This is a genomic window from Pseudomonas sp. HLG18, assembly GCF_051903985.1.
Taxonomy (GTDB): domain Bacteria; phylum Pseudomonadota; class Gammaproteobacteria; order Pseudomonadales; family Pseudomonadaceae; genus Aquipseudomonas; species Aquipseudomonas fluorescens_BT.
In genome coordinates this window covers 3,533,326-3,553,531 of record NZ_CP195831.1, presented here as the reverse complement: position 1 = coordinate 3,553,531, position 20,206 = coordinate 3,533,326, and the positions used below count along the sequence as shown (strand labels likewise).

At 57.9% G+C, this 20,206-nt stretch carries 22 protein-coding genes and 5 tRNA genes; 18 read left to right on the top strand and 9 right to left on the bottom strand.

Features of this window, described 5'->3' with window-relative positions; all coding sequences use genetic code 11:
* Positions 1 to 114 precede the first annotated feature (114 nt).
* The 5 genes from csrA (at position 115) to ACSPX5_RS16330 (ending at position 938) form a co-directional block, all read left to right on the top strand.
* Positions 115 to 303, top strand: coding sequence for a carbon storage regulator CsrA (gene csrA, locus ACSPX5_RS16350; protein ID WP_002554426.1), 189 nt, complete (start codon positions 115 to 117; stop codon positions 301 to 303).
* 62 nt (positions 304 to 365) lie between these two features.
* Positions 366 to 456: transfer RNA gene (locus ACSPX5_RS16345), tRNA-Ser, on the top strand.
* Positions 457 to 563: 107 nt separating this feature from the next.
* Positions 564 to 640: transfer RNA gene (locus tag ACSPX5_RS16340), tRNA-Arg, on the top strand.
* A gap of 72 nt (positions 641 to 712) precedes the next feature.
* Positions 713 to 789 (top strand) — tRNA-Arg (locus ACSPX5_RS16335).
* 72 nt (positions 790 to 861) lie between these two features.
* Positions 862 to 938 (top strand) — tRNA-Arg (locus ACSPX5_RS16330).
* Between the two features lie 19 nt (positions 939 to 957).
* Here the strand turns inward: ACSPX5_RS16330 and ACSPX5_RS16325 are convergent.
* Positions 958 to 1,476 carry a cell envelope protein SmpA gene (locus tag ACSPX5_RS16325; RefSeq protein WP_169431528.1) on the bottom strand — a complete coding sequence of 173 codons (519 nt, stop codon included), beginning with the start codon at positions 1,474 to 1,476 and terminating at the stop codon, positions 958 to 960.
* A gap of 320 nt (positions 1,477 to 1,796) precedes the next feature.
* Between ACSPX5_RS16325 and mgtE the strand changes: the two genes are divergently transcribed.
* Positions 1,797 to 3,239 carry a magnesium transporter gene (mgtE, locus tag ACSPX5_RS16320; RefSeq protein ID WP_011335525.1) on the top strand — a complete coding sequence of 481 codons (1,443 nt, stop codon included), beginning with the start codon at positions 1,797 to 1,799 and terminating at the stop codon, positions 3,237 to 3,239.
* Positions 3,240 to 3,353: 114 nt separating this feature from the next.
* On the opposite strand, the gene ACSPX5_RS16315 is transcribed toward mgtE, so the two are convergent.
* Positions 3,354 to 3,680 carry an Arc family DNA-binding protein gene (locus ACSPX5_RS16315; RefSeq protein WP_003178899.1) on the bottom strand — a complete coding sequence of 109 codons (327 nt, stop codon included), beginning with the start codon at positions 3,678 to 3,680 and terminating at the stop codon, positions 3,354 to 3,356.
* A gap of 389 nt (positions 3,681 to 4,069) precedes the next feature.
* Between ACSPX5_RS16315 and phnN the strand changes: the two genes are divergently transcribed.
* The gene (gene phnN, locus ACSPX5_RS16310; protein ID WP_169431527.1) at positions 4,070 to 4,639 is read left to right on the top strand and encodes a phosphonate metabolism protein/1,5-bisphosphokinase (PRPP-forming) PhnN; all 570 of its coding nucleotides are present in this window, start codon (positions 4,070 to 4,072) and stop codon (positions 4,637 to 4,639) included.
* On the opposite strand, the gene ACSPX5_RS16305 is transcribed toward phnN, so the two are convergent.
* Together ACSPX5_RS16305 and ACSPX5_RS16300 are read right to left on the bottom strand one after the other, a co-directional pair.
* On the bottom strand, positions 4,614 to 4,793 hold the full coding sequence (locus tag ACSPX5_RS16305) for a PA3371 family protein (RefSeq protein WP_169431526.1): 180 nt from the start codon (positions 4,791 to 4,793) through the stop codon (positions 4,614 to 4,616). The two genes, phnN and ACSPX5_RS16305, sit on opposite strands and share 26 nt — an antisense overlap.
* Before the next feature lie 20 nt (positions 4,794 to 4,813).
* Positions 4,814 to 5,044 carry a hypothetical protein gene (locus ACSPX5_RS16300; RefSeq protein ID WP_207867602.1) on the bottom strand — a complete coding sequence of 77 codons (231 nt, stop codon included), beginning with the start codon at positions 5,042 to 5,044 and terminating at the stop codon, positions 4,814 to 4,816.
* 283 nt (positions 5,045 to 5,327) lie between these two features.
* On the opposite strand from ACSPX5_RS16300, the gene ACSPX5_RS16295 reads away from it, so the two are divergent.
* Positions 5,328 to 5,404 (top strand) — tRNA-Arg (locus ACSPX5_RS16295).
* A gap of 72 nt (positions 5,405 to 5,476) precedes the next feature.
* On the opposite strand, the gene ACSPX5_RS16290 is transcribed toward ACSPX5_RS16295, so the two are convergent.
* The gene (locus tag ACSPX5_RS16290; RefSeq protein ID WP_439819903.1) at positions 5,477 to 6,856 is read right to left on the bottom strand and encodes a lysozyme inhibitor LprI family protein; all 1,380 of its coding nucleotides are present in this window, start codon (positions 6,854 to 6,856) and stop codon (positions 5,477 to 5,479) included.
* A gap of 222 nt (positions 6,857 to 7,078) precedes the next feature.
* On the opposite strand from ACSPX5_RS16290, the gene ACSPX5_RS16285 reads away from it, so the two are divergent.
* The 4 genes from ACSPX5_RS16285 (at position 7,079) to ACSPX5_RS16270 (ending at position 12,272) form a co-directional block, all read left to right on the top strand.
* The gene (locus ACSPX5_RS16285; RefSeq protein ID WP_207867606.1) at positions 7,079 to 8,683 is read left to right on the top strand and encodes a tetratricopeptide repeat-containing response regulator; all 1,605 of its coding nucleotides are present in this window, start codon (positions 7,079 to 7,081) and stop codon (positions 8,681 to 8,683) included.
* On the top strand, positions 8,680 to 9,372 hold the full coding sequence (locus ACSPX5_RS16280) for a sensor histidine kinase (RefSeq protein WP_323160634.1): 693 nt from the start codon (positions 8,680 to 8,682) through the stop codon (positions 9,370 to 9,372). The genes ACSPX5_RS16285 and ACSPX5_RS16280 overlap by 4 nt, the downstream gene beginning before the upstream one ends.
* Before the next feature lie 219 nt (positions 9,373 to 9,591).
* Positions 9,592 to 10,833, top strand: coding sequence for a glutamine synthetase family protein (locus ACSPX5_RS16275; protein WP_439822036.1), 1,242 nt, complete (start codon positions 9,592 to 9,594; stop codon positions 10,831 to 10,833).
* A gap of 68 nt (positions 10,834 to 10,901) precedes the next feature.
* Positions 10,902 to 12,272 (top strand): MFS transporter, encoded by a 1,371-nt coding sequence (locus ACSPX5_RS16270; protein WP_323160633.1) that lies wholly within the window; start codon positions 10,902 to 10,904, stop codon positions 12,270 to 12,272.
* Positions 12,273 to 12,348: 76 nt separating this feature from the next.
* Here the strand turns inward: ACSPX5_RS16270 and ACSPX5_RS16265 are convergent, their stop codons facing one another.
* From ACSPX5_RS16265 to flgA, 4 genes are all read right to left on the bottom strand, one after another.
* Positions 12,349 to 13,083, bottom strand: a complete 735-nt coding sequence (locus tag ACSPX5_RS16265) for a flagellar brake protein (protein ID WP_169431501.1) — start codon at positions 13,081 to 13,083, stop codon at positions 12,349 to 12,351.
* Between the two features lie 95 nt (positions 13,084 to 13,178).
* A complete protein-coding gene (locus ACSPX5_RS16260) occupies positions 13,179 to 13,646 on the bottom strand; it encodes a flagella synthesis protein FlgN (protein ID WP_169431500.1) in 468 nt (155 codons plus the stop codon).
* A 48-nt stretch (positions 13,647 to 13,694) separates the two neighbouring features.
* A complete protein-coding gene (gene flgM, locus ACSPX5_RS16255; RefSeq protein ID WP_323160632.1) occupies positions 13,695 to 14,021 on the bottom strand; it encodes a flagellar biosynthesis anti-sigma factor FlgM in 327 nt (108 codons plus the stop codon).
* A 160-nt stretch (positions 14,022 to 14,181) separates the two neighbouring features.
* Positions 14,182 to 14,943: a flagellar basal body P-ring formation chaperone FlgA gene (gene flgA, locus ACSPX5_RS16250; RefSeq protein ID WP_169432683.1), complete on the bottom strand. Its 762-nt coding sequence runs from the start codon at positions 14,941 to 14,943 to the stop codon at positions 14,182 to 14,184.
* A gap of 82 nt (positions 14,944 to 15,025) precedes the next feature.
* Between flgA and ACSPX5_RS16245 the strand changes: the two genes are divergently transcribed.
* From ACSPX5_RS16245 to flgE, 6 genes are all read left to right on the top strand, one after another.
* Positions 15,026 to 15,958, top strand: a complete 933-nt coding sequence (locus tag ACSPX5_RS16245; protein ID WP_065258844.1) for a chemotaxis protein CheV — start codon at positions 15,026 to 15,028, stop codon at positions 15,956 to 15,958.
* Positions 15,959 to 16,005: 47 nt separating this feature from the next.
* Positions 16,006 to 16,833: a protein-glutamate O-methyltransferase CheR gene (gene cheR, locus ACSPX5_RS16240; protein ID WP_007960327.1), complete on the top strand. Its 828-nt coding sequence runs from the start codon at positions 16,006 to 16,008 to the stop codon at positions 16,831 to 16,833.
* A 240-nt stretch (positions 16,834 to 17,073) separates the two neighbouring features.
* Entirely contained in the window at positions 17,074 to 17,481 is a 408-nt protein-coding gene (flgB, locus tag ACSPX5_RS16235; protein WP_169431499.1) for a flagellar basal body rod protein FlgB, read from the top strand.
* 3 nt (positions 17,482 to 17,484) lie between these two features.
* Positions 17,485 to 17,928 carry a flagellar basal body rod protein FlgC gene (gene flgC / locus ACSPX5_RS16230; protein WP_054593596.1) on the top strand — a complete coding sequence of 148 codons (444 nt, stop codon included), beginning with the start codon at positions 17,485 to 17,487 and terminating at the stop codon, positions 17,926 to 17,928.
* A 15-nt stretch (positions 17,929 to 17,943) separates the two neighbouring features.
* On the top strand, positions 17,944 to 18,672 hold the full coding sequence (gene flgD / locus ACSPX5_RS16225; RefSeq protein ID WP_323160631.1) for a flagellar hook assembly protein FlgD: 729 nt from the start codon (positions 17,944 to 17,946) through the stop codon (positions 18,670 to 18,672).
* Positions 18,673 to 18,702: 30 nt separating this feature from the next.
* Positions 18,703 to 20,037 carry a flagellar hook protein FlgE gene (gene flgE / locus ACSPX5_RS16220; protein WP_169431497.1) on the top strand — a complete coding sequence of 445 codons (1,335 nt, stop codon included), beginning with the start codon at positions 18,703 to 18,705 and terminating at the stop codon, positions 20,035 to 20,037.
* Positions 20,038 to 20,206: the final 169 nt, after the last annotated feature.

Below are 20,206 nucleotides of genomic sequence, written 5' to 3'. Positions count from 1 at the left end.
TGCTCGCGCTGGTCAATACTCAGGCATGTAGGGCTACGATCGCTCCGGTTGTAGGTCGGGTGCCTTTTTTTTGCAGACTGTTGTCCCTGAAATGATTCGCGTGAGGAGAAAGGTATGCTGATTCTGACTCGTCGGTGCGCAGAAAGCCTGATTATCGGTGATGGCGAAATCACCGTGACCGTGCTCGGCGTCAAAGGAAATCAAGTGCGTATCGGCGTCAACGCCCCGAAAGAGGTGGCCGTGCACCGTGAGGAAATTTACCTGCGTATAAAGAAAGAGAAGGACGAAGAACCAAGCCATTAATTTTTATCGATTTTTATGTTTGCAAACGGGGAAGAAGGTGGTTAATATACGCCCCGTGTTGCGGAGAGCTGGCCGAGTGGCCGAAGGCGCTCCCCTGCTAAGGGAGTACACCTCACAAGGGTGTCGGGGGTTCGAATCCCCCGTTCTCCGCCATTATTTGCTTAGTACGTTGTAATCTGGCTTTTTCTGTAAGTTGTTGAAATTAATAGAAAAAGTGGTTGGAATAGAGATTAGACGGGCTATAATGCGGCGCAACAAATGCACTCGTAGCTCAGCTGGATAGAGTACTCGGCTACGAACCGAGCGGTCACAGGTTCGAATCCTGTCGAGTGCACCATTTAAGAGTTGGTTACAGCAATGTAAATGACTCGGCTTCAACCAGGTGTGATCTGGTCTAACAAACACAAATGCACTCGTAGCTCAGCTGGATAGAGTACTCGGCTACGAACCGAGCGGTCACAGGTTCGAATCCTGTCGAGTGCACCATTTAAGAGTTAGTTGCAGCAATGCAAATAACTTGGTTTCAGTCAGTTGTGGTCTGGCCTAAAAACACAAAATGCACTCGTAGCTCAGCTGGATAGAGTACTCGGCTACGAACCGAGCGGTCACAGGTTCGAATCCTGTCGAGTGCACCATATACCAAAAAGCCCGCGTTTAACGCGGGCTTTTTGCTGTCCGGGATTTGGCTTTTCCCGTCACACATCCTTTCTCATCAAAATCGACTTGAGCACTGCGGCCTCGCTTGAGGTCGTAACGATAGCTCGTTACCGAATTGCGAATGCTGATCTTGTCGGGTTTGCCCAAGGCACTTTCAACATCCTGTTGGCTCATGCCGGCGATGATTCGTTGATTGATGATTGCTTCGCGTTTCTGTCGCGCGTCGATCAGGTCTCCGCATTTGTCCTGGGTGCGCCCGACGACGGCCATTTCTCGTTTTCTGATATTCATACCGGATATTTCTTCGTGTCGGGCTTCGGGTATCAGTGTCACGGTCGAGCCAGGCGAGTAGGGGCGAACTTCCTGCAGTGAAAGGTGCTCATCGTTCGCACAACTCAATGTCGTGAACGTGACGCGACCATCAGAAGCTTCGCAGCGATGAAGTGTCGTTGCGTTCCCGATGGCGGGCAGGCAGAGCAGGGTGGTCAGCATGAATCGAGATGTTTTCGATGGCATTCGGCGTCCTCCTTGACGATCCTCATCAAGCGTAGCCGGCAGTTTTTTCATCGCCGGTGTGTTTTCTTTTCAGGATGAGTCGTCGCAGTGTGGAGAATCAGGACAGCGCTCAGGTTTGTCTCGCAAGCGCTTGTTTCAGGCTGGATTTTTTAACGTTTAAAACCGTCAGGCGGTGTATCATTGCGCCCGTCAGCCCCGCCGGGGCTTATGGAAAACCTCCATGGACTTACCCAGTAGTTACTCAGTACCCCGTTTCACCAATCATGAATTGACTGATTGATCCTTCCGGCGTGCCCCGCTGCTGGGAGTGGAGTTCGCCTATGTCCGAAATCGAAGTAAAGAAAACACAGGAAAGCCTGCAGGATCGCCTGGCTCAGGTCGTTGAGCTGCTGCAGCGCCAGCGGGTCGTCGAAGATCTGACGCACCGCCAGGAAGGCCCGCATCATGACCGGGTCGAGAACCTGGTTCACCGGCAAAATCTCGTCGAGCTGCAGCGCAAGCTCGATGATCTGCACTCCGCCGACGTCGCCTATATTCTTGAAGCCCTGCCGCTGGACGACCGTCTGACGCTCTGGCAACTGGTCAAGGCTGATCGCGACGGCGACATTCTTCTTGAAGTATCCGATTCCGTCCGTGAAACGCTGATCGCGGACATGGATGACCACGAGCTCCTGGCTGCGGCCAAGGACATGGATGCCGACGAACTTGCTGACCTGGCCTCCGAGCTGCCGCGAGACGTCGTCCATGAGCTGATGGAGACTCTGGATCAGCAGCAACGCGAGCGTGTGCGTTCGGCTCTCTCCTACGACGAGGAGCAGGTCGGTGCGCTGATGGACTTCGAGATGGTGACCATCCGTGAGGACGTCAGTCTTGAAGTGGTTCTGCGCTACCTGCGTCGCCTGAAAGAGCTGCCGGGCCATACCGACAAACTGTTCGTGGTCGATTACGACGGTGTGCTCAAGGGTGTACTGCCGATCAAGCGTTTGCTGGTCAACGATCCGGAGAAACAGGTTTCCGAGGTGATGGCCAGCGATCCGGTGAGTTTCCACCCGGATGAAGACGCCTACGACGCCGCACAGGCGTTCGAGCGTTACGACTTGATCTCGGCCCCGGTGGTCGACAAGAACGGCAAGCTGATCGGTCGTCTGACCATCGACGAAATGGTCGACCTGATTCGTGAGGAGAGCGAAAGCGAAGTCCTCAACATGGCGGGTCTGCGTGAAGAGGAAGACATCTTCGCCTCTGTCTGGAAGTCCCTGCGCAACCGTTGGGCGTGGCTGGCAATCAACCTGATCACCGCATTCGTCGCATCCCGGGTGATCGGCCTGTTCGAGGGCTCGATCGAGAAGCTGGTGGCTCTGGCGGCGCTGATGCCGATCGTGGCAGGCATCGGCGGCAACTCCGGCAACCAGACGATCACCATGATCGTTCGCGCCATGGCGCTCGATCAGGTCAGCACCGGTAATACTTCGCGCCTGATGCGCAAAGAGCTGGCTGTGGCGTTGATCAACGGCCTGGTCTGGGGCGGAGTGATTGGTGTGGTGGCTTACATGCTCTATGGCAGCTGGTCACTGGGGGTAGTGATGACTGCCGCCATGACGTTGAACCTGCTGCTGGCAGCGTTGATGGGGGTGTTGATCCCGATGACCCTGGCCAAGATGGGCCGCGATCCGGCGATGGGCGCCAGTGTGATGATCACGGCCATGACCGACAGTGGTGGCTTCTTCATCTTCCTGGGGCTGGCGACGATTTTCCTGCTCTGATTGCCTGTATCGAAACAGCCCGCCAATTGGCGGGCTTTTTTTCGTCCCTGAAAAACTCAAATTGCGGGCAAAAAAAAGCCAGCATTCATGCTGGCTTGAGATGTTCGGCTTGACTCAGGATGCGTCTGCGGCCATTTCGGCGTCGTGGGCGATCAGAGACACCAGCGCGTTCTGCTGGCGATGGGAGAGTTGGCGGAAGCGTTGCAGCAACTCGCGTTCGTGCAGCGAAAGCTCCGGGCTGTCGAGGCGCATGCTCAGCTCTTCGCCCAGTGCGCCTTCCTGAATAAGACTCTGCTCAAGGCGCGCAATGATCTCGGAGTTCATGCTGCGATGATGATTGCGAGCCACCTCGGCAATGCGTTCACGCATTCCGTCTGGCAGACGTACGACGAACTTGTCAGCCGTACGGCTGGAATAAATTGCCTGTTTCAATGGGCGCATATATTTAACCGGTTAGTTCAGGGGAGCGGTTCTCGGGATTGGCCGCAGGATGAGTTGTAGGACATGCATCCGGGCCAAATGGTTCAACCTGAATTGTTAAGAGGCTCGCATCATGCCTCAAAATTGCCAGATCATTGGCGTCAATTCTGTGACAAATATTGATCCGGGTAAAGGCGTAATGCCAGCACCAATTATCAGAAATGCGGACTGGTTTGAAAAGAATGCATCGGCCCGTATCGCTGACCGCGTCCTGAAGCGCACGAACTGATGTCTGAAGACTTCGGACCGTGCATGCTATGCGGCTAAAATCCTTGTTCCTTACCTTGTACAGGATAGTGGCAAATGGCCGATTTACTAGGGGCAAATGCCCGTCGGAGGGCGTTTTCAGGATGGATGGCAGGCTGATTTATCTCATGGGGCCTTCCGGCTCCGGCAAGGACAGTCTGATTGAGGCTGCACGCGTGCCACTGCATGCGTTGAGCTGCGAAGTGATACGTCGGGTGATCACGCGTTCGGCTGAATCGGTGGGGGAAGATGCGATCGGTGTGGCGCCGCAAGAGTTCGAACGGCGGCAGCGTGCGGGTGAGTTTTCTCTGGCATGGGAGGCCAATGGCCTGGCCTACGGGATCCCGGTGGAAATGGACCAATGGTTGAAAGCCGGGAAGCATGTGCTGGTGAACGGCTCGCGTGCGAACCTTCGACAAGCGCTGGAAAGTTACCCGACACTGGTGCCAGTGTTGTTGACGGTTCGGGATGATGTCCTGCGCGAGCGCCTGCTTCGGCGCGGTCGGGAGACCCTTGAACAGATCGATGCACGGCTCGCCCGCAATGCGCTGTTCAAGGAAAGGCGTTCAATCGACAGGCCTGTGCACCTGATCGACAACTCGGGCGACCTGGCGGATGCCGTCGGTCATTTGCTGGAACTGGTCAGGCTCAGCGCAGTACCGGATCAAACTTGATTTTGCGCCCGGCAACCAGGGCCAGTACAAACAGGACAGCGAAAACGCCGCAGCCAATCAGGGGCAAAGAGATTTCTGTCTCTTCGAACAGCGAGAAATGCAGAACACCGCTCAAGAAAGCGAGGATCAACAACCCCAGGGCGGATTTGGACATGCGGTACTCCGGAAAATGATTCAAAACACCAGGCGTTCAGGCATCTGTGTCGTCGGTGCCTGATCTGGCTCGCTGACGTCTTGCGCGGCAAAACCATGCTGGTCGCTCAACACCGCCCATTGCGGCGCCTTCTGCACCTGCAGGTAATGGGGCATACGCTGAGCCACGTCCTCGTTGTGCTGGGGGATGAAATGAAAACCCACCAGAACCGTCAGGGCAACTGCGTTTGCGAGCAAGAGGAAGCGGTTCATGAGGCAATGCTCCGTTTGTTCTTTTGCAAGAACCTGAAGCAGCCGTCGTGCCAATAGTCTAACCGCTGTTAAGTCCTTTAAAAACAAGCATTTGGAAGGGTTTCCAGAGAGGCGTGGGTTGCATTCTGCAATGATGGCTTTTTTGCGGTGATGCAAATTGCACGACAAAACGTCCCACGGCTTTGCGAGGCGCCTGCCTACACTTAAAAAGCCCTGTGGACGACATGACAAATCAGGGCCTGGCCGTTAACATGCACGCCGTCTGTCGCACCGACAGTCCTGTGTCCCAGTAGCTCAATTGGATAGAGCATCCCCCTCCTAAGGGGAAGGTTGGCAGTTCGAACCTGCCCTGGGACACCATCTATTAAAAAGCCCCGCACAGAGTGATCTGGCGGGGCTTTTTCGTGGCTCTCGGCGGCGCAGAATCAACTGCTAGAAAAGCTCGGCTCCGCGAGTACTGATCTCGGAACTGACCTGCGTCACATGTCGACGTCCTTTGACCGAGTAACTCTGCTCCGGATCCGTCGACCCAGGCTTGCGCAACATCAACTTTGCATAAAGCCCGTCTTTATCGCCGTAACGCCCATACCAATTGATCAATCTTGCGATGTAGCACTCTTTGCCGATGATCACCGGCATATCGGTCACAGGTTCGTCTACGTAGTAGCCGGCACCATAGCTGTAGTAGGTATCGTCGCCTTCTCCCGATGCAGGAATGGGGCAGAGAGGGCTTTTATGCTCGCTCGGCTGCTGTGGTTTGCCAGCGTTCGATTTGGTCAACGCTTGGCTGAGCGTCTTTTGCAAACCTGGTTGAAGCTTGTAGGCGGTATTGTCGTTCTCGCGGTTTTGGTTGTGGGGCACGGTCAGTTGGTAGTCGTACCGAACCGTAATTGTTGGTATCTGACGATTGATCTTCAGGGGATTGATCAAGTACAGCTCATCAACACCGTATGAGCCATTGCGGAAGGCGAGATACGTTCTCCCGTGAGACTTGATCCAGCTTGCCCATTGTTCGGCTCCGCGTTCACTAACGGAAAACAACGAGCTGCCAGCGCCTGATTCAGGATCATAAGGCGTCAATCGGCGAGTAAACCGCTTTCCATCACGGCGAAAGGTTTCATAGAACGTGAACAGGCCGGTGCCGCCGGTGTAGGTTGCAATGAGTAAGTCGCGTTGACCGTCACCGTCCAGATCCACAAGTGTGTAACTGGCCCGACCTTGCTCTGCATCTGCTTCGAGTCCTGATGCGGTCAGCGCCTTCCATTCATCCTGTGTGACAGCCTTGGGAATGGTTTTGGGAAACAGTGTGTGATCCTCGGACGGGTCATCATTTGGATCGCCATCGAATGAGGTTTGACCCTTGCTGATCGTGAGAGAACCCAGCGCCCGTTCCAGGGCGAACTCCGGTTTGACCTTGGTCGCGGCGCGAATGCGTTGTTGCAGATCTTGCATGACCTGTTTGTCGGTGTCGTCAGGTTGATAGGCGACGGCGTCGATCCACTGCGCATGCAATCCTTCTATGCGATGTGAATAGCTCCGATTCAGGCAATCCACATCTTCGCCGCACGCTTCCCTTGTCTTCAGCCACTCGCGCTGGGCAGTCTTGATCCCGGCCTGTCCCGGCGCAATAGCCCTGATTAACCGTCCATAAATCGAGGCCATCTGCGCATCCAGCTCATACAGAGGCTTGTTCGCACAAATGGTGGTTTCCACAACACTCACAGCCTTTGTGCAGTCCATTCCGCTCGCCTGTGCCTGCTGGAAAAACAGCAGTGCGCAGGCCGACACGATGTAGCGTCCTTTGATGTACACGATGAAAACCTTGAAGTAGGAGGGTGGGAGCAGGCGCGCAGGGTAATCGCTGTACAACGAATCTTGAACCCCCGCTTCAAGAGAACCGTTGATCCGGCCGATAACCCATTCGGTGACTTCAGAGTCGCACGAAATTGCTTGATAGCATTTGGCCGCCAGCTATCATCTGCGCGCCTGAAATGTGCCCTCGGTCCATTCTCTTCAATTGCCTGGAAATCCTCGATGCTGTCGTATCACCAAAAGAGTTTTCTGATCGTCGATGATTTCTCGGATTTCCGCAGTTCCGTTCGCTCGATGTTGCGCGAGTTGGGCGTCAAGGACGTGGACACCGCCGACACCGGTGAGCAGGCGCTGAAAATGTGTGCGCAGAAGTCCTACGATTTCATCCTTCAGGACTTTCACCTCGGTGACGGCAAGAAAAACGGCCAGCAGGTGCTGGAAGACCTGATGATGGAGAAGCTGATCAGTCACGAAGCGGTGTTCGTGATGGTCACTGCCGAAACCAGTCAGGCGATGGTGCTCAGTGCTCTTGAGCACGAGCCGGACGCATATCTGACCAAACCGTTCAACCGGATCGGTCTGGCCCAGCGCCTGGAGCGTCTGGAGCAGCGCAAGACCCTGCTCAAGCCGATTCTGCAAGCCCTTGACCGTGGCAAGCCGGTGGAGGTGCTTAACGCCTGTATCGCCCTGTGCAAGCAGGACATCCGCTATTCGCCGTTGTGCCTGCGTTACCGCGCCGATGCCCTGCGCGACATGAATCAGAACGAAGCGCTGGAACGGCTGTATGACAGCATCATCGCCGACCGGCCGTTGCCGTGGGCTTTTGCCGGGCTGGGCAAGTTGTTGTTCAAGCGTGGTCAGGTGGCCCAAGCCAAAGGCGTGTATGAAAAAGCCCTGAAAGTATTCCCGATGATGCCGGCGCTGTACGACGGCATGGCCGATGTGTTGGTGGCCGAGGGCGATACCAAGGGTGCGCAGAAGGTGCTGGAAGAAGCGATTCGCCTGTCGCCGCTGGCGGTGCGCCGGCAGGCGCTGCTCGGCAAGCTGGCAATGACCAACGAAGATTTTGACACGGCCTCGAAGGCTTACCGTCAGGCGGTGGCGCAGGGTGCGCAGTCGCGATTCAAGGATCCGGAAAGTAACCTGGGTCTGGCCCACGCGCTGATCAGCAAGGGCAGCGAGAAGGGCCTCGATACCCGCACGCGGCTGGAGATCAACACCACCCTCAGTGCCGTGGCCAAGGAAAACCCGAGCGATCCGGGTCTGCAGATTCGCGCGCGTCTGATGAAGGCCACCAGTCTGCTGCTCAACGACGCCGAGACCGCCGAGAAGCTCACTGAGCAAGCACTGATGCGCCTCGACGGCATGGAGCAGTTCATGAGTCCCGAGGCCGCGTTGCTCGTTGCCAAGCAATTGCAGATGCTCGGCCAGGCCGAAGCGGGCACGTCGATGCTCAAGAGTTGCGCGGAAATCTACGGCGATGACCCGACGGTGATGAAAGACATCGCCAAGCTCACCGACGACCCGACTATTCTCAGTTCCAGCAACGCTGCCGCCGACCTCAACCGTCAGGGCGTGCGCGTGTACAAGACCGGCAACCTGGTGGAGGCCCGCGAGGTGTTCCGCAAGGCGCTGAAGATGCAACCGAAGAACATCAGCATCGCGCTGAACATGGCGCAGTCGCTGCTGCATGGCACCGATACCAGTGTGCCGTCGGCGGAGCTGGAAGAATGTCGGGCCTGCCTGAAAATGGTCGGCCTGATGCCCGACACCGACGCGCGTTATCCGCGTTATCAGAAGCTGAAAAGCAAGGCGTTTGGCGAATGAATCAAGACGATCAGGCACTGGATTTTTCTACGGTGATTGCCTCCACCGTGCACGATATGAAGAACTCCCTGGCCATGCTGATGCAGGCCCACAGCCGATGGCTGGCGCATCTGCCCGAGGACCAGCGCAAGGTGCCGGAGCAGGGTGTGATCGACTTCGAGTTCGCACACCTCAACGGCATGCTGGTGCAGTTGCTCGGGCTGTACAAGCTTGGGGTCAACCAGATGCCGTTGCAGCCGGCGTATCACGAGCTGGATGATTTCATCGAGGCGCAACTGGCGGCTCATCAAGAGGTTTTCGCCAGTCGCGGCATCATCGCCACTTACGAAGTCGATCCGCTGAGCCCTCTGGGTTTCTTCGACCGTGAGCTGATCGCCTCGGTGCTGGGCAACTGCATCAACAACGCGATCCGCCATGCCCGTGAATCGCTGTTGATCACCGTCAGCGACGAGGCCGGGCAGCTGGTGTTGAGCATCAACGATGACGGCGATGGTTACCCGGTCGAGATGCTCGAGCGCCAGGCCGATTATGTGCAGGGCATCAATCACAGCAGTGGCAGTACCGGGCTGGGTCTGTACTTCGCCGGACGCATTGCCGCGCTGCACCAGCGCAACGGTGTCGGTGGTCGAACCGAGCTTCGCAATGGCGGGCCGTTGGGGGGTGGCGTGTTCAGTATTTACTTGCCCTGAAGCACAGATTCGCCGTACTGACGTCTTTTTGTTGGCCGCTGCTTGAAATTCCGAACAGGCGAAGCCTATTTTGTCCGGGTCGCCGTTCGCGGCTCGCACAATAACAAGGATTGCGTCATGACAACCGATGGCCAGCGTTCACTCGCGCAGCGATTGACGGGCATTGATGAGATTGAATGTGTCACGCCGGATTTGAACGGCGTACCACGAGGCAAGGTAATGACCGCCGAGGGTTTCCTCGAAGGGCGGCGTTTGCAGATGGCCCGGGGGGTGCTGCTGCAATGCATCACGGGCGGTTATCCCGCTGCGCGGTTCTACGGCAGCGATGACGGTGACCTGGCGCTGGTGGCCGATCCGGCGCAGATCCATCCCCTGCCGTGGAGTCAGGAGCCGCGCGCTCTGGCCATCTGTGATGCCGACGAGCTGAGCGGCGAGAGCTCCAACCTGTCGACCCGTGGCCAGCTCAAGAAAGTCATCGCCCGTTATGCGGCCCGTGGCCTGGCTCCGGTGGTGGCGACCGAGCTTGAGTTCTTCGTGTTCGCACCGAACACCGATCCGAACCAGCCGTTCCAGCCGCCAGTCGGTCTCGACGGTCGTCGCGAGGACGGTCACTCGGCGTTCAGCGTCAGCTCCAACAACGGTCTGCGACCGTTCTTCAGTGAAGTCTACAAATGCATGGCGGCCCTCGGCCTGCCTCGCGATACCTTCATGCACGAAATGGGCGTCAGCCAGTTCGAGATCAACTTGCTGCACGGCGATCCGCTGTTGCTGGCCGACCAGACCTTCCTGTTCAAGCACCTGCTCAAGGAAGTTGCGCTCAAGCATGGCCTGACGGTGGTGTGCATGGCCAAGCCGCTGGCGCACACGCCGGGCAGTTCGATGCACATTCACCAGAGCATCGTCGAGATTGGCAGCGGCAAGAATGTGTTCAGCGACGAGAGCGGCCAGCCAACGGCGATGTTCCGCCATTTCATCGGCGGGCAGCAGGCGGGCATGGCTGACTTCACGGCGCTGTTTGCACCGAACGTGAATTCCTACCAGCGCCTGTGCCATCCATTCGCCTCGCCGAACAACGCTTGCTGGTCTCACGACAACCGTGCGGCGGGTCTGCGGATACCGGCCAGTTCGCCGGTCGCCCGTCGGGTCGAGAACCGTTTGCCGGGTGCCGATGCCAACCCTTATCTGGCGATTGCCGCGAGTCTGGCGGCCGGTCTGCACGGTATCGAGCATGAGCTGGAACCGAGCGCGCCGATTCAGGGTGAATTCGAAGTGCCGGACAATCTTTCGCTGCCATGCACCCTGCACGCGGCGCTCGAGCGTTTGAAGCGCAGCCAGTTGGCCCGGGAACTGTTCGGCAACGAGTTCATCGAAGGCTACATCGCTTCGAAGACCATGGAACTGACCAGTTTCTTTGATGAGATCACTCCCTGGGAACGGCGCGTTCTGGCAGCCCAGGCCTGACGAAATGTCGTCATCGGGCTATCGTTCGATAGCCCGACACTCACCGCAAGGAGCCGCTCGGAACGCCGATGCGCCAAATCTGGAAATCCTTTCGAGCGCTGTATTTCGCCTCGCTGATGATGTTGATCGGCTCGGGCCTTCTTTCTACTTATCTGGCCTTGCGCCTGGCAGCCGACCATGTCGACGGACTGTGGGTCGGTGCGCTGATGGCGGCCAACTATTTCGGTCTGGTGCTGGGTGGCAAGATCGGTCACCGCCTGATCGCCCGGGTCGGACATATTCGTGCGTACTCCGCGTGTGCGGGGATCGTCGGCGCGGCGGTGCTCGGTCATGGTCTGGTGGACTGGCTGCCGGCCTGGCTGGTGCTGCGGACGATCGTCGGCCTCGGCATGATGTGCCAATACATGGTGATCGAGAGCTGGCTGAACGAGCAGGCCGACGCGAACCAGCGCGGGGTGGTGTTCAGCGGCTACATGATTGCTTCGTATCTGGGGCTGGTGCTTGGTCAGCTGATTCTGGTCATGCACCCGGGGCTGGGTCTGGAACTGCTGATGCTGGTCGCCCTGTGTTTTGCCCTGTGTCTGGTGCCGGTGGCACTGACCCGGCGGATTCACCCGGCGCCTTTGCACCCGGCACCGATGGAGCCGCGCTTCTTCATCAAGCGTGTGCCGCAGTCATTGAGTACGGTGCTCGGTGCCGGTCTGATCATCGGCTCGTTCTACGGTCTGGCACCGCTGTATGCGTCGCAGCAGGGGCTATCGACCGAGCAGGTCGGTCTGTTCATGGGTACGTGCATTTTTGCCGGGTTATTGGTGCAGTGGCCACTGGGCTGGCTCTCTGATCGTTATGACCGGGCCTTGCTGATTCGCTGCTTTGCCGGGTTTCTGGCGGTGGCTGCTCTGCCGTTGGCGATCATGCCGCAGGTGCCGCTGGAGATCTTGTTCGTCGTCGGCTTCCTGTGCTCGCTGGTGCAGTTCTGCCTGTACCCGCTGGCCGTGGCGTTTTCCAACGACCATGTCGAAGGGGATCGACGCGTGTCGCTGACGGCGATGCTGCTGGTGACCTACGGGGTTGGCGCCAGTATCGGGCCGTTGCTCGCCGGTGTGCTGATGAAAATGTTCGGTAGTCAGAGCCTGTATGCGTTCTTCACCTTTTTCGCGCTGGTGCTGGTATGGCGCATCCGACCGAAAGCCGTGACCAATCTGCATCAGGTCGACGACGCACCGCTGCATCATGTGGCGATGCCGGACAGTATGTCCAGTTCGCCGCTGGTGGCGGCGCTCGATCCGCGGGTCGACGAGCAAGTGGTGCAGGAGCAGATGCAGACTACGGTTGCGCCGGAGCCAGCACCTGAGCCCGTCACCGAACCTGAATCGCCTGTGGCGCCCGAGACCGGCAACGACAGCCCGGCTCCGGACATCAGTGGTGCCAGGCCTTGATGCTGAAAAAACATCGGGCATAAAAAAAACGGGCAGTCGTTGCAAGCGACTGCCCGTTTTTTATGGCGCGTACGAATCAGAGATCGTCTTTGTCGAAGCGCCGTGCTTCACGTTGTAACTGATAGACGAAACGCTCGACGTTGCGCGCTGCCGGGCCGCTGATGTTGTGAAAGCGCAGGCCGGCGAAGGTGATGTTGAGTTTTTCTTCGAAGTGCAGGTAACGCAGCTCGACCGAGGTCGGTTGGTTGCCGAACAGCGGCGCGGCGATCAGGCGATCGTAGACCTGGCCCAGTTGCAGGCGGTCGGTGATGTCGCCTTCGAAGCGCAGCTTGCAGCCGGTGGCAGAGATATCCAGCAGTTTGCCGCCGATTGGTGCCTTGAGCTTTTCGCCACCCAGTTCGACGCTAACCAGATCGGTCAGCTTCAGGGCTGCGCGGAAGGCATTGCGGCGCTGGTGATAAACCACTTCGGTGGGCAGGTCGCCGGTGTAGAAGCGATCGCCACTGGATTCTTCGATGTTCAGCGTGCCGTTGCATTCCCAGGCAATGCGCACGCCGTCATGAAAGCCTTCGACCTTGAACGGCTCGCCGGCGAGCAGGAAGCGCTCGCCATCGCGCGGGATCATTTCGTCCAGGGCAATGCTGGCGTTTTCCCGGTCGACCTTGATCAGGTAGCTCTGGAAGCGCTGGCTGCGTTCGTGGAAGGTAATGATCAGCGGATCGTGGCTCTCTTGCAGCTGGCGCAGATTGCTGGAGATCTCCAGGGGCGTGGTAAGCACCTTTGGGGGCTGCGGAGCGTCATCATTGGACACGTTAAATCAATCTCCAGACAAAATTTGACTACGGCTGGCCAGTATTTTGCCAGCATGTATCGCGCGTTGATAGGGCGCAAGAATAGAAGAAAGAATCACGCCTGACTGAGCGCGCGCGGTTTCTGCAGTTTGGAGAAGGTGCCGCTGGCGTCGTAGAGCGCAGGAGGCTCGCCGCCGGTAAGGATTTTCAGCTGATTGGCCGTGGCGGCCTGCTGCATCACGATCGATTGGCCGTTTCTGGCGTTGGCCGCCTGGCACTGGGCGATCAGGTCGGTCAGTACATCGCTCTGGCTCAGCAATTGCTCGCCGATGCTCGACTGGCTGGCCAGTTGTTCGAGACCCTGGCGGTCGAGCGACAGGTTGAGACTGGCGAGGATTTCGCTGCGTTTGCGGCCATGCTGTTCGAGCAGAATGATCAATGCCTGTTTGCGTGCCAGAATTTCTTCCAGCAGTGGCATGTCGCGACCGTGCAAGGCGAGGGACTCGGTATGCAGTAACTCCAGCAGTTGTTGAGCTGGAGCAAAGTCGTCGGTGATCAGTTGCAATAAATTAGTGTCGTGCATGGCTGGCCTTGGGTTTTAAGCGTCCAAAAGCCTGGCGCAGGCCGAGGCCTAGCGCTGGGCTTCGAAGTTGAGCAGTTTGCTGGCTACACGGTTGCTGTCGACTTTATAGCTGCCATCGGCAATCGCTGCTTTCAACTCGGCCACGCGGGCTTTGTCGACTGCAGGCTGATCGCGCAGCTTGTCAGTGACCTTCTGCAACTGTTGAGCCTCATTGCTGAGGTGTACCGATTCCCCGCTTTTTGCGGTACTGGCCTGTTCGGCCGGGGTATTCAGCGGCGCGGAAGTGCCGGTTTCGGCGGATTCCTTGGGCGCGCTGGTACGTGTACTGCCCGTAAGTGACGAGGAGCTGTTCAAACGGCTGAAATCGATGACCATGTTAAAAACCTCTGGGAATTTGGACGCTTGCCATGTTCTCGGCCATCCCCTGGAAAACTTTAGGCTCTTTTACCAATGAGCCTGCATGCGCCGCACAGATCCTGCTGCGGCACAGTTTAGGGAACAGCCGGGGTCGGCGCCAGTTTTCTCCTTGCCTGTTTTACATGGCCACTTCCACCTGGCCCGGCGCCATGACCTGCGCCTTGATGACCCGCTGGGAGTTGAGGTTTTTCACGCGAATCTGTTCTTTCAGGCCGCCGTTGGACAGGGCTTCTCCGGGCATGCGCACGGCGAGCGTGCCGCTGCGGGCGGTAATCACCACCTGATCGCCTTTGCGAACGACTTCTGCCTGTTCCATGTGCACCAGGGTCAGCACCTGGTCGGCGACCGTTGGTCGGGTCAGTTTTTGCCCGATGGCTTCGTCTACCGACGTCAGGAAACCCTGATTGATCTGGCTGACGTCATGCTCGCGCAGCGTCACGTCCTGAGGCTCGATTATCCCCGCGCGCTTGAGGGGGCGAGTGGTGGTCACGACCTCGCGAAACAGGCGGACTTGAGCGGGCACGAACACTGTCCAGGGAGACGCGCCTTCACAGCGGACCTTGACGGTCACACGACCCAAAGGACGCCCCGGACTCTCCAGGGAGGCTGTCAATTCCTTGTCGCACATAGGCATGCGCATGCGCGGATCGAGCTGCTTGACCTCGATTTCGTAACGGCCTTCCGTTTGACTGGTAGCCAGATAGTCTTCTACGGTGAATTCAAGAAAGCCCTGAGTGACGCCGATAAGCATGTCAGGCAAGGTAACCGCATCAGCACTGGCAGGGCTGCCCGCAAAAAACAGGCAAACGGCGGACGCCGCGCAAAGTCCTCTGCGGATAGGGGATGTCAGGCGTCGGAAAAATGTCGTTTGAATGTTCATACGAGTTAAAAAGCAAGCGCCGTGCCGTTTAGCAATGAATGTGCGTCGCAACAACACTTGGCGTTGGTGTAGGAGTCTGGGCATGGCTGGTGTAATGGATTCGGTGAACCAGCGCACGCAACTGGTAGGGCAGAATCGCCTGGAGCTGCTGTTGTTCCGTCTCGACGGCCAGCAGCTCTACGGGATCAACGTGTTCAAGGTTCGGGAAGTGCTGCAATGCCCGCAACTGACGCTGATGCCCAAGTCCAGTCCTGTCGTGTGCGGGGTGGCGAATATCCGGGGGGCGACCATTCCGATCCTTGATCTGGCAATGGCGACCGGTTCCGGGGCGTTGAAAGACAAGAACAGTCCGTTCGTGATCATCACGGAATACAACACCAAGACCCAGGGTTTCCTGGTGCGCTCGGTGGAACGTATCGTCAACATGAACTGGGAAGAGATCCATCCGCCACCCAAGGGGACCGGTCGCGATCATTACCTGACCGCTGTGACTCGGGTGGACAATCAGTTAGTCGAAATCATCGACGTCGAAAAGGTGCTGGCGGAAGTCGCACCGACACCGGAAGCGATTTCGGTCGGCGTGGTGGATGTCGAGACCCAGAGCAAGGCGCTGTCGCTGCGGGTACTGACGGTCGATGACTCGTCGGTGGCGCGCAAGCAGGTGACGCGTTGCCTGCAGACGGTCGGTGTCGAAGTGGTGGCGTTGAACGACGGCAAGCAGGCGCTGGATTACCTGCGCAAGCTGGTCGATGAGGGCAAGAAGCCGGAAGAAGAGTTCCTGATGATGATTTCCGACATCGAAATGCCGGAGATGGACGGGTACACCCTGACGGCGGAAATCCGTGGCGATCCTCGCATGCAAAAGCTTCATATCATCCTGCATACTTCGTTGTCGGGTGTGTTCAACCAGGCGATGGTCAAGAAGGTCGGTGCCGATGACTTCCTGGCCAAATTCCGTCCTGATGACCTGGCATCCCGGGTAGTCGACCGGATCAAAGCAGCAGATATCAGCTAGGGGCCTTTTGCCCCTGGCGTTCAACACGATTTAAGAGGCGGCATCATTTGTCTACGGGTAATTTGGATTTCGAACAGTTCCGGGTCTTCCTGGAAAAAGCCTGTGGCATTTTGCTCGGTGAAAACAAGCAGTACCTGGTGTCGAGCCGTCTCAACAAACTGATGGAGCAGCAAGGCATCAAGTCCCTGGGTGAGCTGGTACAGCGCATCCAGACACAGCCGCGCAGCGGTTTGCGCGAGCAGGTGGTCGATGCCATGACGACCAACGAAACCCTGTGGTTTCGCGACACCTATCCGTTTGAAGTCTTGAAGAACAAGGTGCTGCCCGAGGCAATCAAGGCGGCTCCCAACCAGCGTCTGCGGATCTGGTCGGCGGCCTGCTCGTCGGGTCAGGAACCCTATTCGCTGTCGATGTCGATCGACGAGTTCGAGCGGACCAACATCGGTCAGTTGAAGATGGGCGTGCAGATCGTCGCCACCGATCTGTCCGGCAGCATGCTGACCAACTGCAAGACCGGCGAGTACGACAGCCTGGCGATCGGTCGCGGCTTGTCCGCCGATCGTCTGCAGCGCTACTTCGACCCGAAAGGGCCCGGACGCTGGGTAATCAAGGCGCCGATCAAGAACCGGGTGGAATTCCGCTCGTTCAACCTGCTCGACAGCTACGCAAGCCTGGGCAAGTTCGACATCGTGTTCTGCCGCAACGTGCTGATCTACTTCTCCGCCGAGGTGAAGAAAGACATCCTGTTGCGCATTCACAGCACGCTGAAGCCGGGCGGCTATCTGTTCCTTGGCGCTTCCGAAGCGCTGAACGGTTTGCCGGATCATTACCAGATGGTCCAGTGCAGCCCGGGAATCATCTACCAGGCGAAGTGATCAAGACCGGCAACACAAGAAACGGGAGTCCTCAGGGCTTCCGTTTTTTTATGCCTGAAGGTTTTGCCGTTGGCGGCAGGCGGCAGAAAAGCGGCAGCCGGCGGAAACCGGTTGCCGCTTTTCTGGCATTGCCGCGTCGTCTGTTCAGTGCAAAGCCCCGTAATCCGGGGCTTTCTAAAGCTGGCACGACGCTTGCTATAACCCTGTTACGAAAAATCCGGTCACCTGAAGGTTCCCGACATGAGCATCAGCTTCGATAAAGCGCTCGGCATTCACGAAAAGGCTTTGGGCTTCCGCGCCCAGCGTGCCGAAGTGCTGGCCAACAACATCGCCAACGCCGACACCCCGAACTACAAGGCTCGGGATCTGGACTTCTCCAAAGTGCTCGAAGCACAGAGCCAGAAGAACGCCAATGGCACCATCGCCCTGAACATGACCAACAGCCGTCACATTGAGGCTGAGGGCCTGGGCAATGGCGACGAGTCGCTGATGTATCGCACGCCGATGCAGCCGTCGATCGACCAGAACACCGTGGATGCCCAACTGGAACAGTCGAACTACGCGCAAAACGCCGTCGGCTTCCAGGCCAGCTTCACGCTGCTCAACAGCAAATTCAAAGGGCTGGTGTCAGCCCTGCGCGGAGAGTAATCCATGTCCCTGTCCAGCGTTTTCAACATTGCCGGCAGCGGCATGAGCGCCCAGACCACGCGTTTGAACACCGTGGCTTCGAACATCGCCAACGCCGAGACCGTCTCGTCGAGCATCGACCAGACCTACCGTGCCCGTCACCCGGTATTCGCCACCATGTTCCAGGGTGGTCAGAGCGGCGGCAGCAATTCGCTGTTCCAGAACCAGGACGCGGCAGGTCAAGGCGTGCAGGTCCTGGGCGTGGTCGAAGACCAGAGCAACCTCGAAGCGCGCTACGAGCCGAATCATCCGGCAGCCGACGCCAAGGGCTACGTCTACTACCCGAACGTCAACGTGGTGGAAGAAATGGCTGACATGATTTCCGCGAGCCGGTCGTTCCAGACCAACGCCGAAATGATGAACACCGCCAAAACCATGATGCAGAAGGTACTGACCCTCGGTCAGTAATAAGGGGCGACTGCCATGAGCGTTACCGATACCACCAGCAGCCTGACGATGAAGGACATACTGGCCAACTCTTCGAAGAAGACCAGTAGCACCACCGCCGGCGGCATTGCTTCGGCCACCAACAGTGCGACCGGCGGCCAGGCCCTAGGCAAGGATGCGTTTCTGCAACTGCTGGTGACCCAGCTGAAGAACCAGAACCCGCTCGACCCGCAGGACAACAGTGCATTCGTTGCGCAGTTGGCGCAGTTCAGCAGCCTCGAGGGCATCACTACCCTCAACAGTACCGTCAGTTCGCTGGCCGGCAACTACAACTCCTCGCAAGCGTTGCAGGCGTCGTCGCTGGTCGGCCGCAATGTGATCGTGCAGACCAACACGGTTCAACTGGACGATCCGAGCAAAGGCATGACCGGTTCGGTCACCGTCCCGTCGTCGATTGCCGGCGGCACCGTCACCATCACCGACAGCAGTGGCGCGACGATTCGCACCATCGATCTGGGCAGTCGCGCCGCAGGTGCCGCGAGCTTCACATGGGACGGCAAGGACAAGGACGGCAACCTGGTGAAAACCGGTAACTACACCGTCAAGGCCAACGCCTCGATCAATGGCACCGCGACCGACCTGGCGACCTATCTGCCAGCCACGGTCACCAGCGTGACCATCAGCCAGACCGGCGGTGAGCTGATGCTCAACCTGTCCGGCAAGGGCACCGTTGCTCTGTCCAAAGTACAAACCATTGGTATATAGAGCCGACTAACCGGCACAAAGGAGTGGAATATGTCTTTCAATATCGGCCTTAGCGGTCTCTATGCAGCCAACAAGCAACTGGACGTGACCGGCAACAACATCGCCAACGTCGCGACCGCCGGTTTCAAATCCTCCCGCGCGGAATTCGAAGACGTATATTCGTCGACTCGTCTGGGCAGCGGCAGCAAGGTCATCGGTAACGGTGTGCGCCTGGCCAACGTTTCCCAGCAGTTCACCCAGGGTGACATCAACAACACCGGCAACGTGCTGGACATGGGCATCAACGGCTCCGGCTTCTTCACCATGAGCAACAACGGCTCGATTTCCTACACCCGTGCCGGTACGTTCAAAGTTGATAACAACGGTTACATCACCAACACCGACTACACCTCGCGCCTGCAAGGTTACGGTGTGGATTCCAACGGCAAGATCCTCAACGGCGTACTGACCGACCTCAAGATCGACACCTCGAACCTGGCGCCGAAGTCCACTTCGCTGGTGACGTCGACGATCAACCTGGACTCGTCCGCGCCGAAGATCATTGATACCGGCGCCAGTGCTGTCGTGTTCGACCCGACCAAGATCGAGACTTACACCAAGCAATTCAGCACCCCGATCTATGACAGCCAGGGCAACTCGCACGTCATGGATCAGTACGTGGTGAAAACCGGTGACAACATCTGGAAGGTATACACCCTGGTGGACGGTCGTAACCCGGATGCTACCGGCAGCGATCCGAAAACCACCCCGCCAGTTGCATCCACCATGACGTTTGACTCGAGTGGCAAACTGACTCAGATCAGCACGCCTGACCCGGCGAACCCGGGGACCCCGATCATCAGCAGTGACCTGGTCCTGAGAAACTGGAAGCCGGGCACCGTGACCAACGGCACCTTTACGCCGAACGGCGCGGCCGCCAACCCGAATGGCGTGACCATTTCCATGGCCAAGACCACTCAGTACAACGCTGACACCGCCCGTTCGATCCCGACTCAGGATGGCTACGCCACCGGCCAGATCACCAACCTGACCATCGACGGTACCGGCACGCTGTTCGCCAACTTCAGCAACAACCAGAGCAAGGCCATCGGTCAGGTCGCGCTGGCCAGTTTCACCAACGAGCAGGGCCTTCAGGCGATCGGCGGCACCAGTTGGAAAGAAACCTATGCTTCGGGTATCCCGGGCTACGACGCGCCGAAAACCGGTACGTTGGGTGAGGTGGTATCCAACTCGCTGGAAGAGTCGAACGTCAACCTGACCAACGAGCTGGTGGACCTGATCAAGGGCCAGAGCAACTATCAGGCGAACGCCAAGACCATTTCCACCCAGAGCACCATCATGCAGACCATCATTCAGATGACCTGATTTTTGGTTGTTCAAGGAGCCCCTCTTTTGAGGGGCTTTTTTTTGTTTGCCGTGGCGTCCTGGTAGACGACCATGCTTTAGTTGATTGGATGAATATCCGTTTCTTGGGGGGTGGCGGCTGGCGGTTTCGCCCTGACGTCGCCCGAAGATCAAAAGCGGTACTCGAGCT

Excerpts from the sequence above, each read along its gene's own strand:
- ACSPX5_RS16245 (WP_065258844.1), top strand. The coding sequence starts at position 15,026 with ATGGCTGGTGTAATGGATTCGGTGAACCAGCGCACGCAACTGGTAGGG.
- ACSPX5_RS16260 (WP_169431500.1), bottom strand. The coding sequence starts at position 13,646 with ATGCACGACACTAATTTATTGCAACTGATCACCGACGACTTTGCTCCA.
- phnN (WP_169431527.1), top strand. The coding sequence starts at position 4,070 with ATGGATGGCAGGCTGATTTATCTCATGGGGCCTTCCGGCTCCGGCAAG.
- mgtE (WP_011335525.1), top strand. The coding sequence starts at position 1,797 with ATGTCCGAAATCGAAGTAAAGAAAACACAGGAAAGCCTGCAGGATCGC.
- flgC (WP_054593596.1), top strand. The coding sequence starts at position 17,485 with ATGTCCCTGTCCAGCGTTTTCAACATTGCCGGCAGCGGCATGAGCGCC.
- ACSPX5_RS16270 (WP_323160633.1), top strand. The coding sequence starts at position 10,902 with ATGCGCCAAATCTGGAAATCCTTTCGAGCGCTGTATTTCGCCTCGCTG.
- ACSPX5_RS16300 (WP_207867602.1), bottom strand. The coding sequence starts at position 5,044 with ATGAACCGCTTCCTCTTGCTCGCAAACGCAGTTGCCCTGACGGTTCTG.
- flgM (WP_323160632.1), bottom strand. The coding sequence starts at position 14,021 with ATGGTCATCGATTTCAGCCGTTTGAACAGCTCCTCGTCACTTACGGGC.
- ACSPX5_RS16280 (WP_323160634.1), top strand. The coding sequence starts at position 8,680 with ATGAATCAAGACGATCAGGCACTGGATTTTTCTACGGTGATTGCCTCC.
- flgB (WP_169431499.1), top strand. The coding sequence starts at position 17,074 with ATGAGCATCAGCTTCGATAAAGCGCTCGGCATTCACGAAAAGGCTTTG.
- ACSPX5_RS16305 (WP_169431526.1), bottom strand. The coding sequence starts at position 4,793 with ATGTCCAAATCCGCCCTGGGGTTGTTGATCCTCGCTTTCTTGAGCGGT.
- ACSPX5_RS16325 (WP_169431528.1), bottom strand. The coding sequence starts at position 1,476 with ATGCCATCGAAAACATCTCGATTCATGCTGACCACCCTGCTCTGCCTG.
- ACSPX5_RS16285 (WP_207867606.1), top strand. The coding sequence starts at position 7,079 with ATGCTGTCGTATCACCAAAAGAGTTTTCTGATCGTCGATGATTTCTCG.
- flgA (WP_169432683.1), bottom strand. The coding sequence starts at position 14,943 with ATGAACATTCAAACGACATTTTTCCGACGCCTGACATCCCCTATCCGC.
- flgE (WP_169431497.1), top strand. The coding sequence starts at position 18,703 with ATGTCTTTCAATATCGGCCTTAGCGGTCTCTATGCAGCCAACAAGCAA.
- ACSPX5_RS16275 (WP_439822036.1), top strand. The coding sequence starts at position 9,592 with ATGACCGCCGAGGGTTTCCTCGAAGGGCGGCGTTTGCAGATGGCCCGG.
- csrA (WP_002554426.1), top strand. The coding sequence starts at position 115 with ATGCTGATTCTGACTCGTCGGTGCGCAGAAAGCCTGATTATCGGTGAT.
- ACSPX5_RS16315 (WP_003178899.1), bottom strand. The coding sequence starts at position 3,680 with ATGCGCCCATTGAAACAGGCAATTTATTCCAGCCGTACGGCTGACAAG.
- flgD (WP_323160631.1), top strand. The coding sequence starts at position 17,944 with ATGAGCGTTACCGATACCACCAGCAGCCTGACGATGAAGGACATACTG.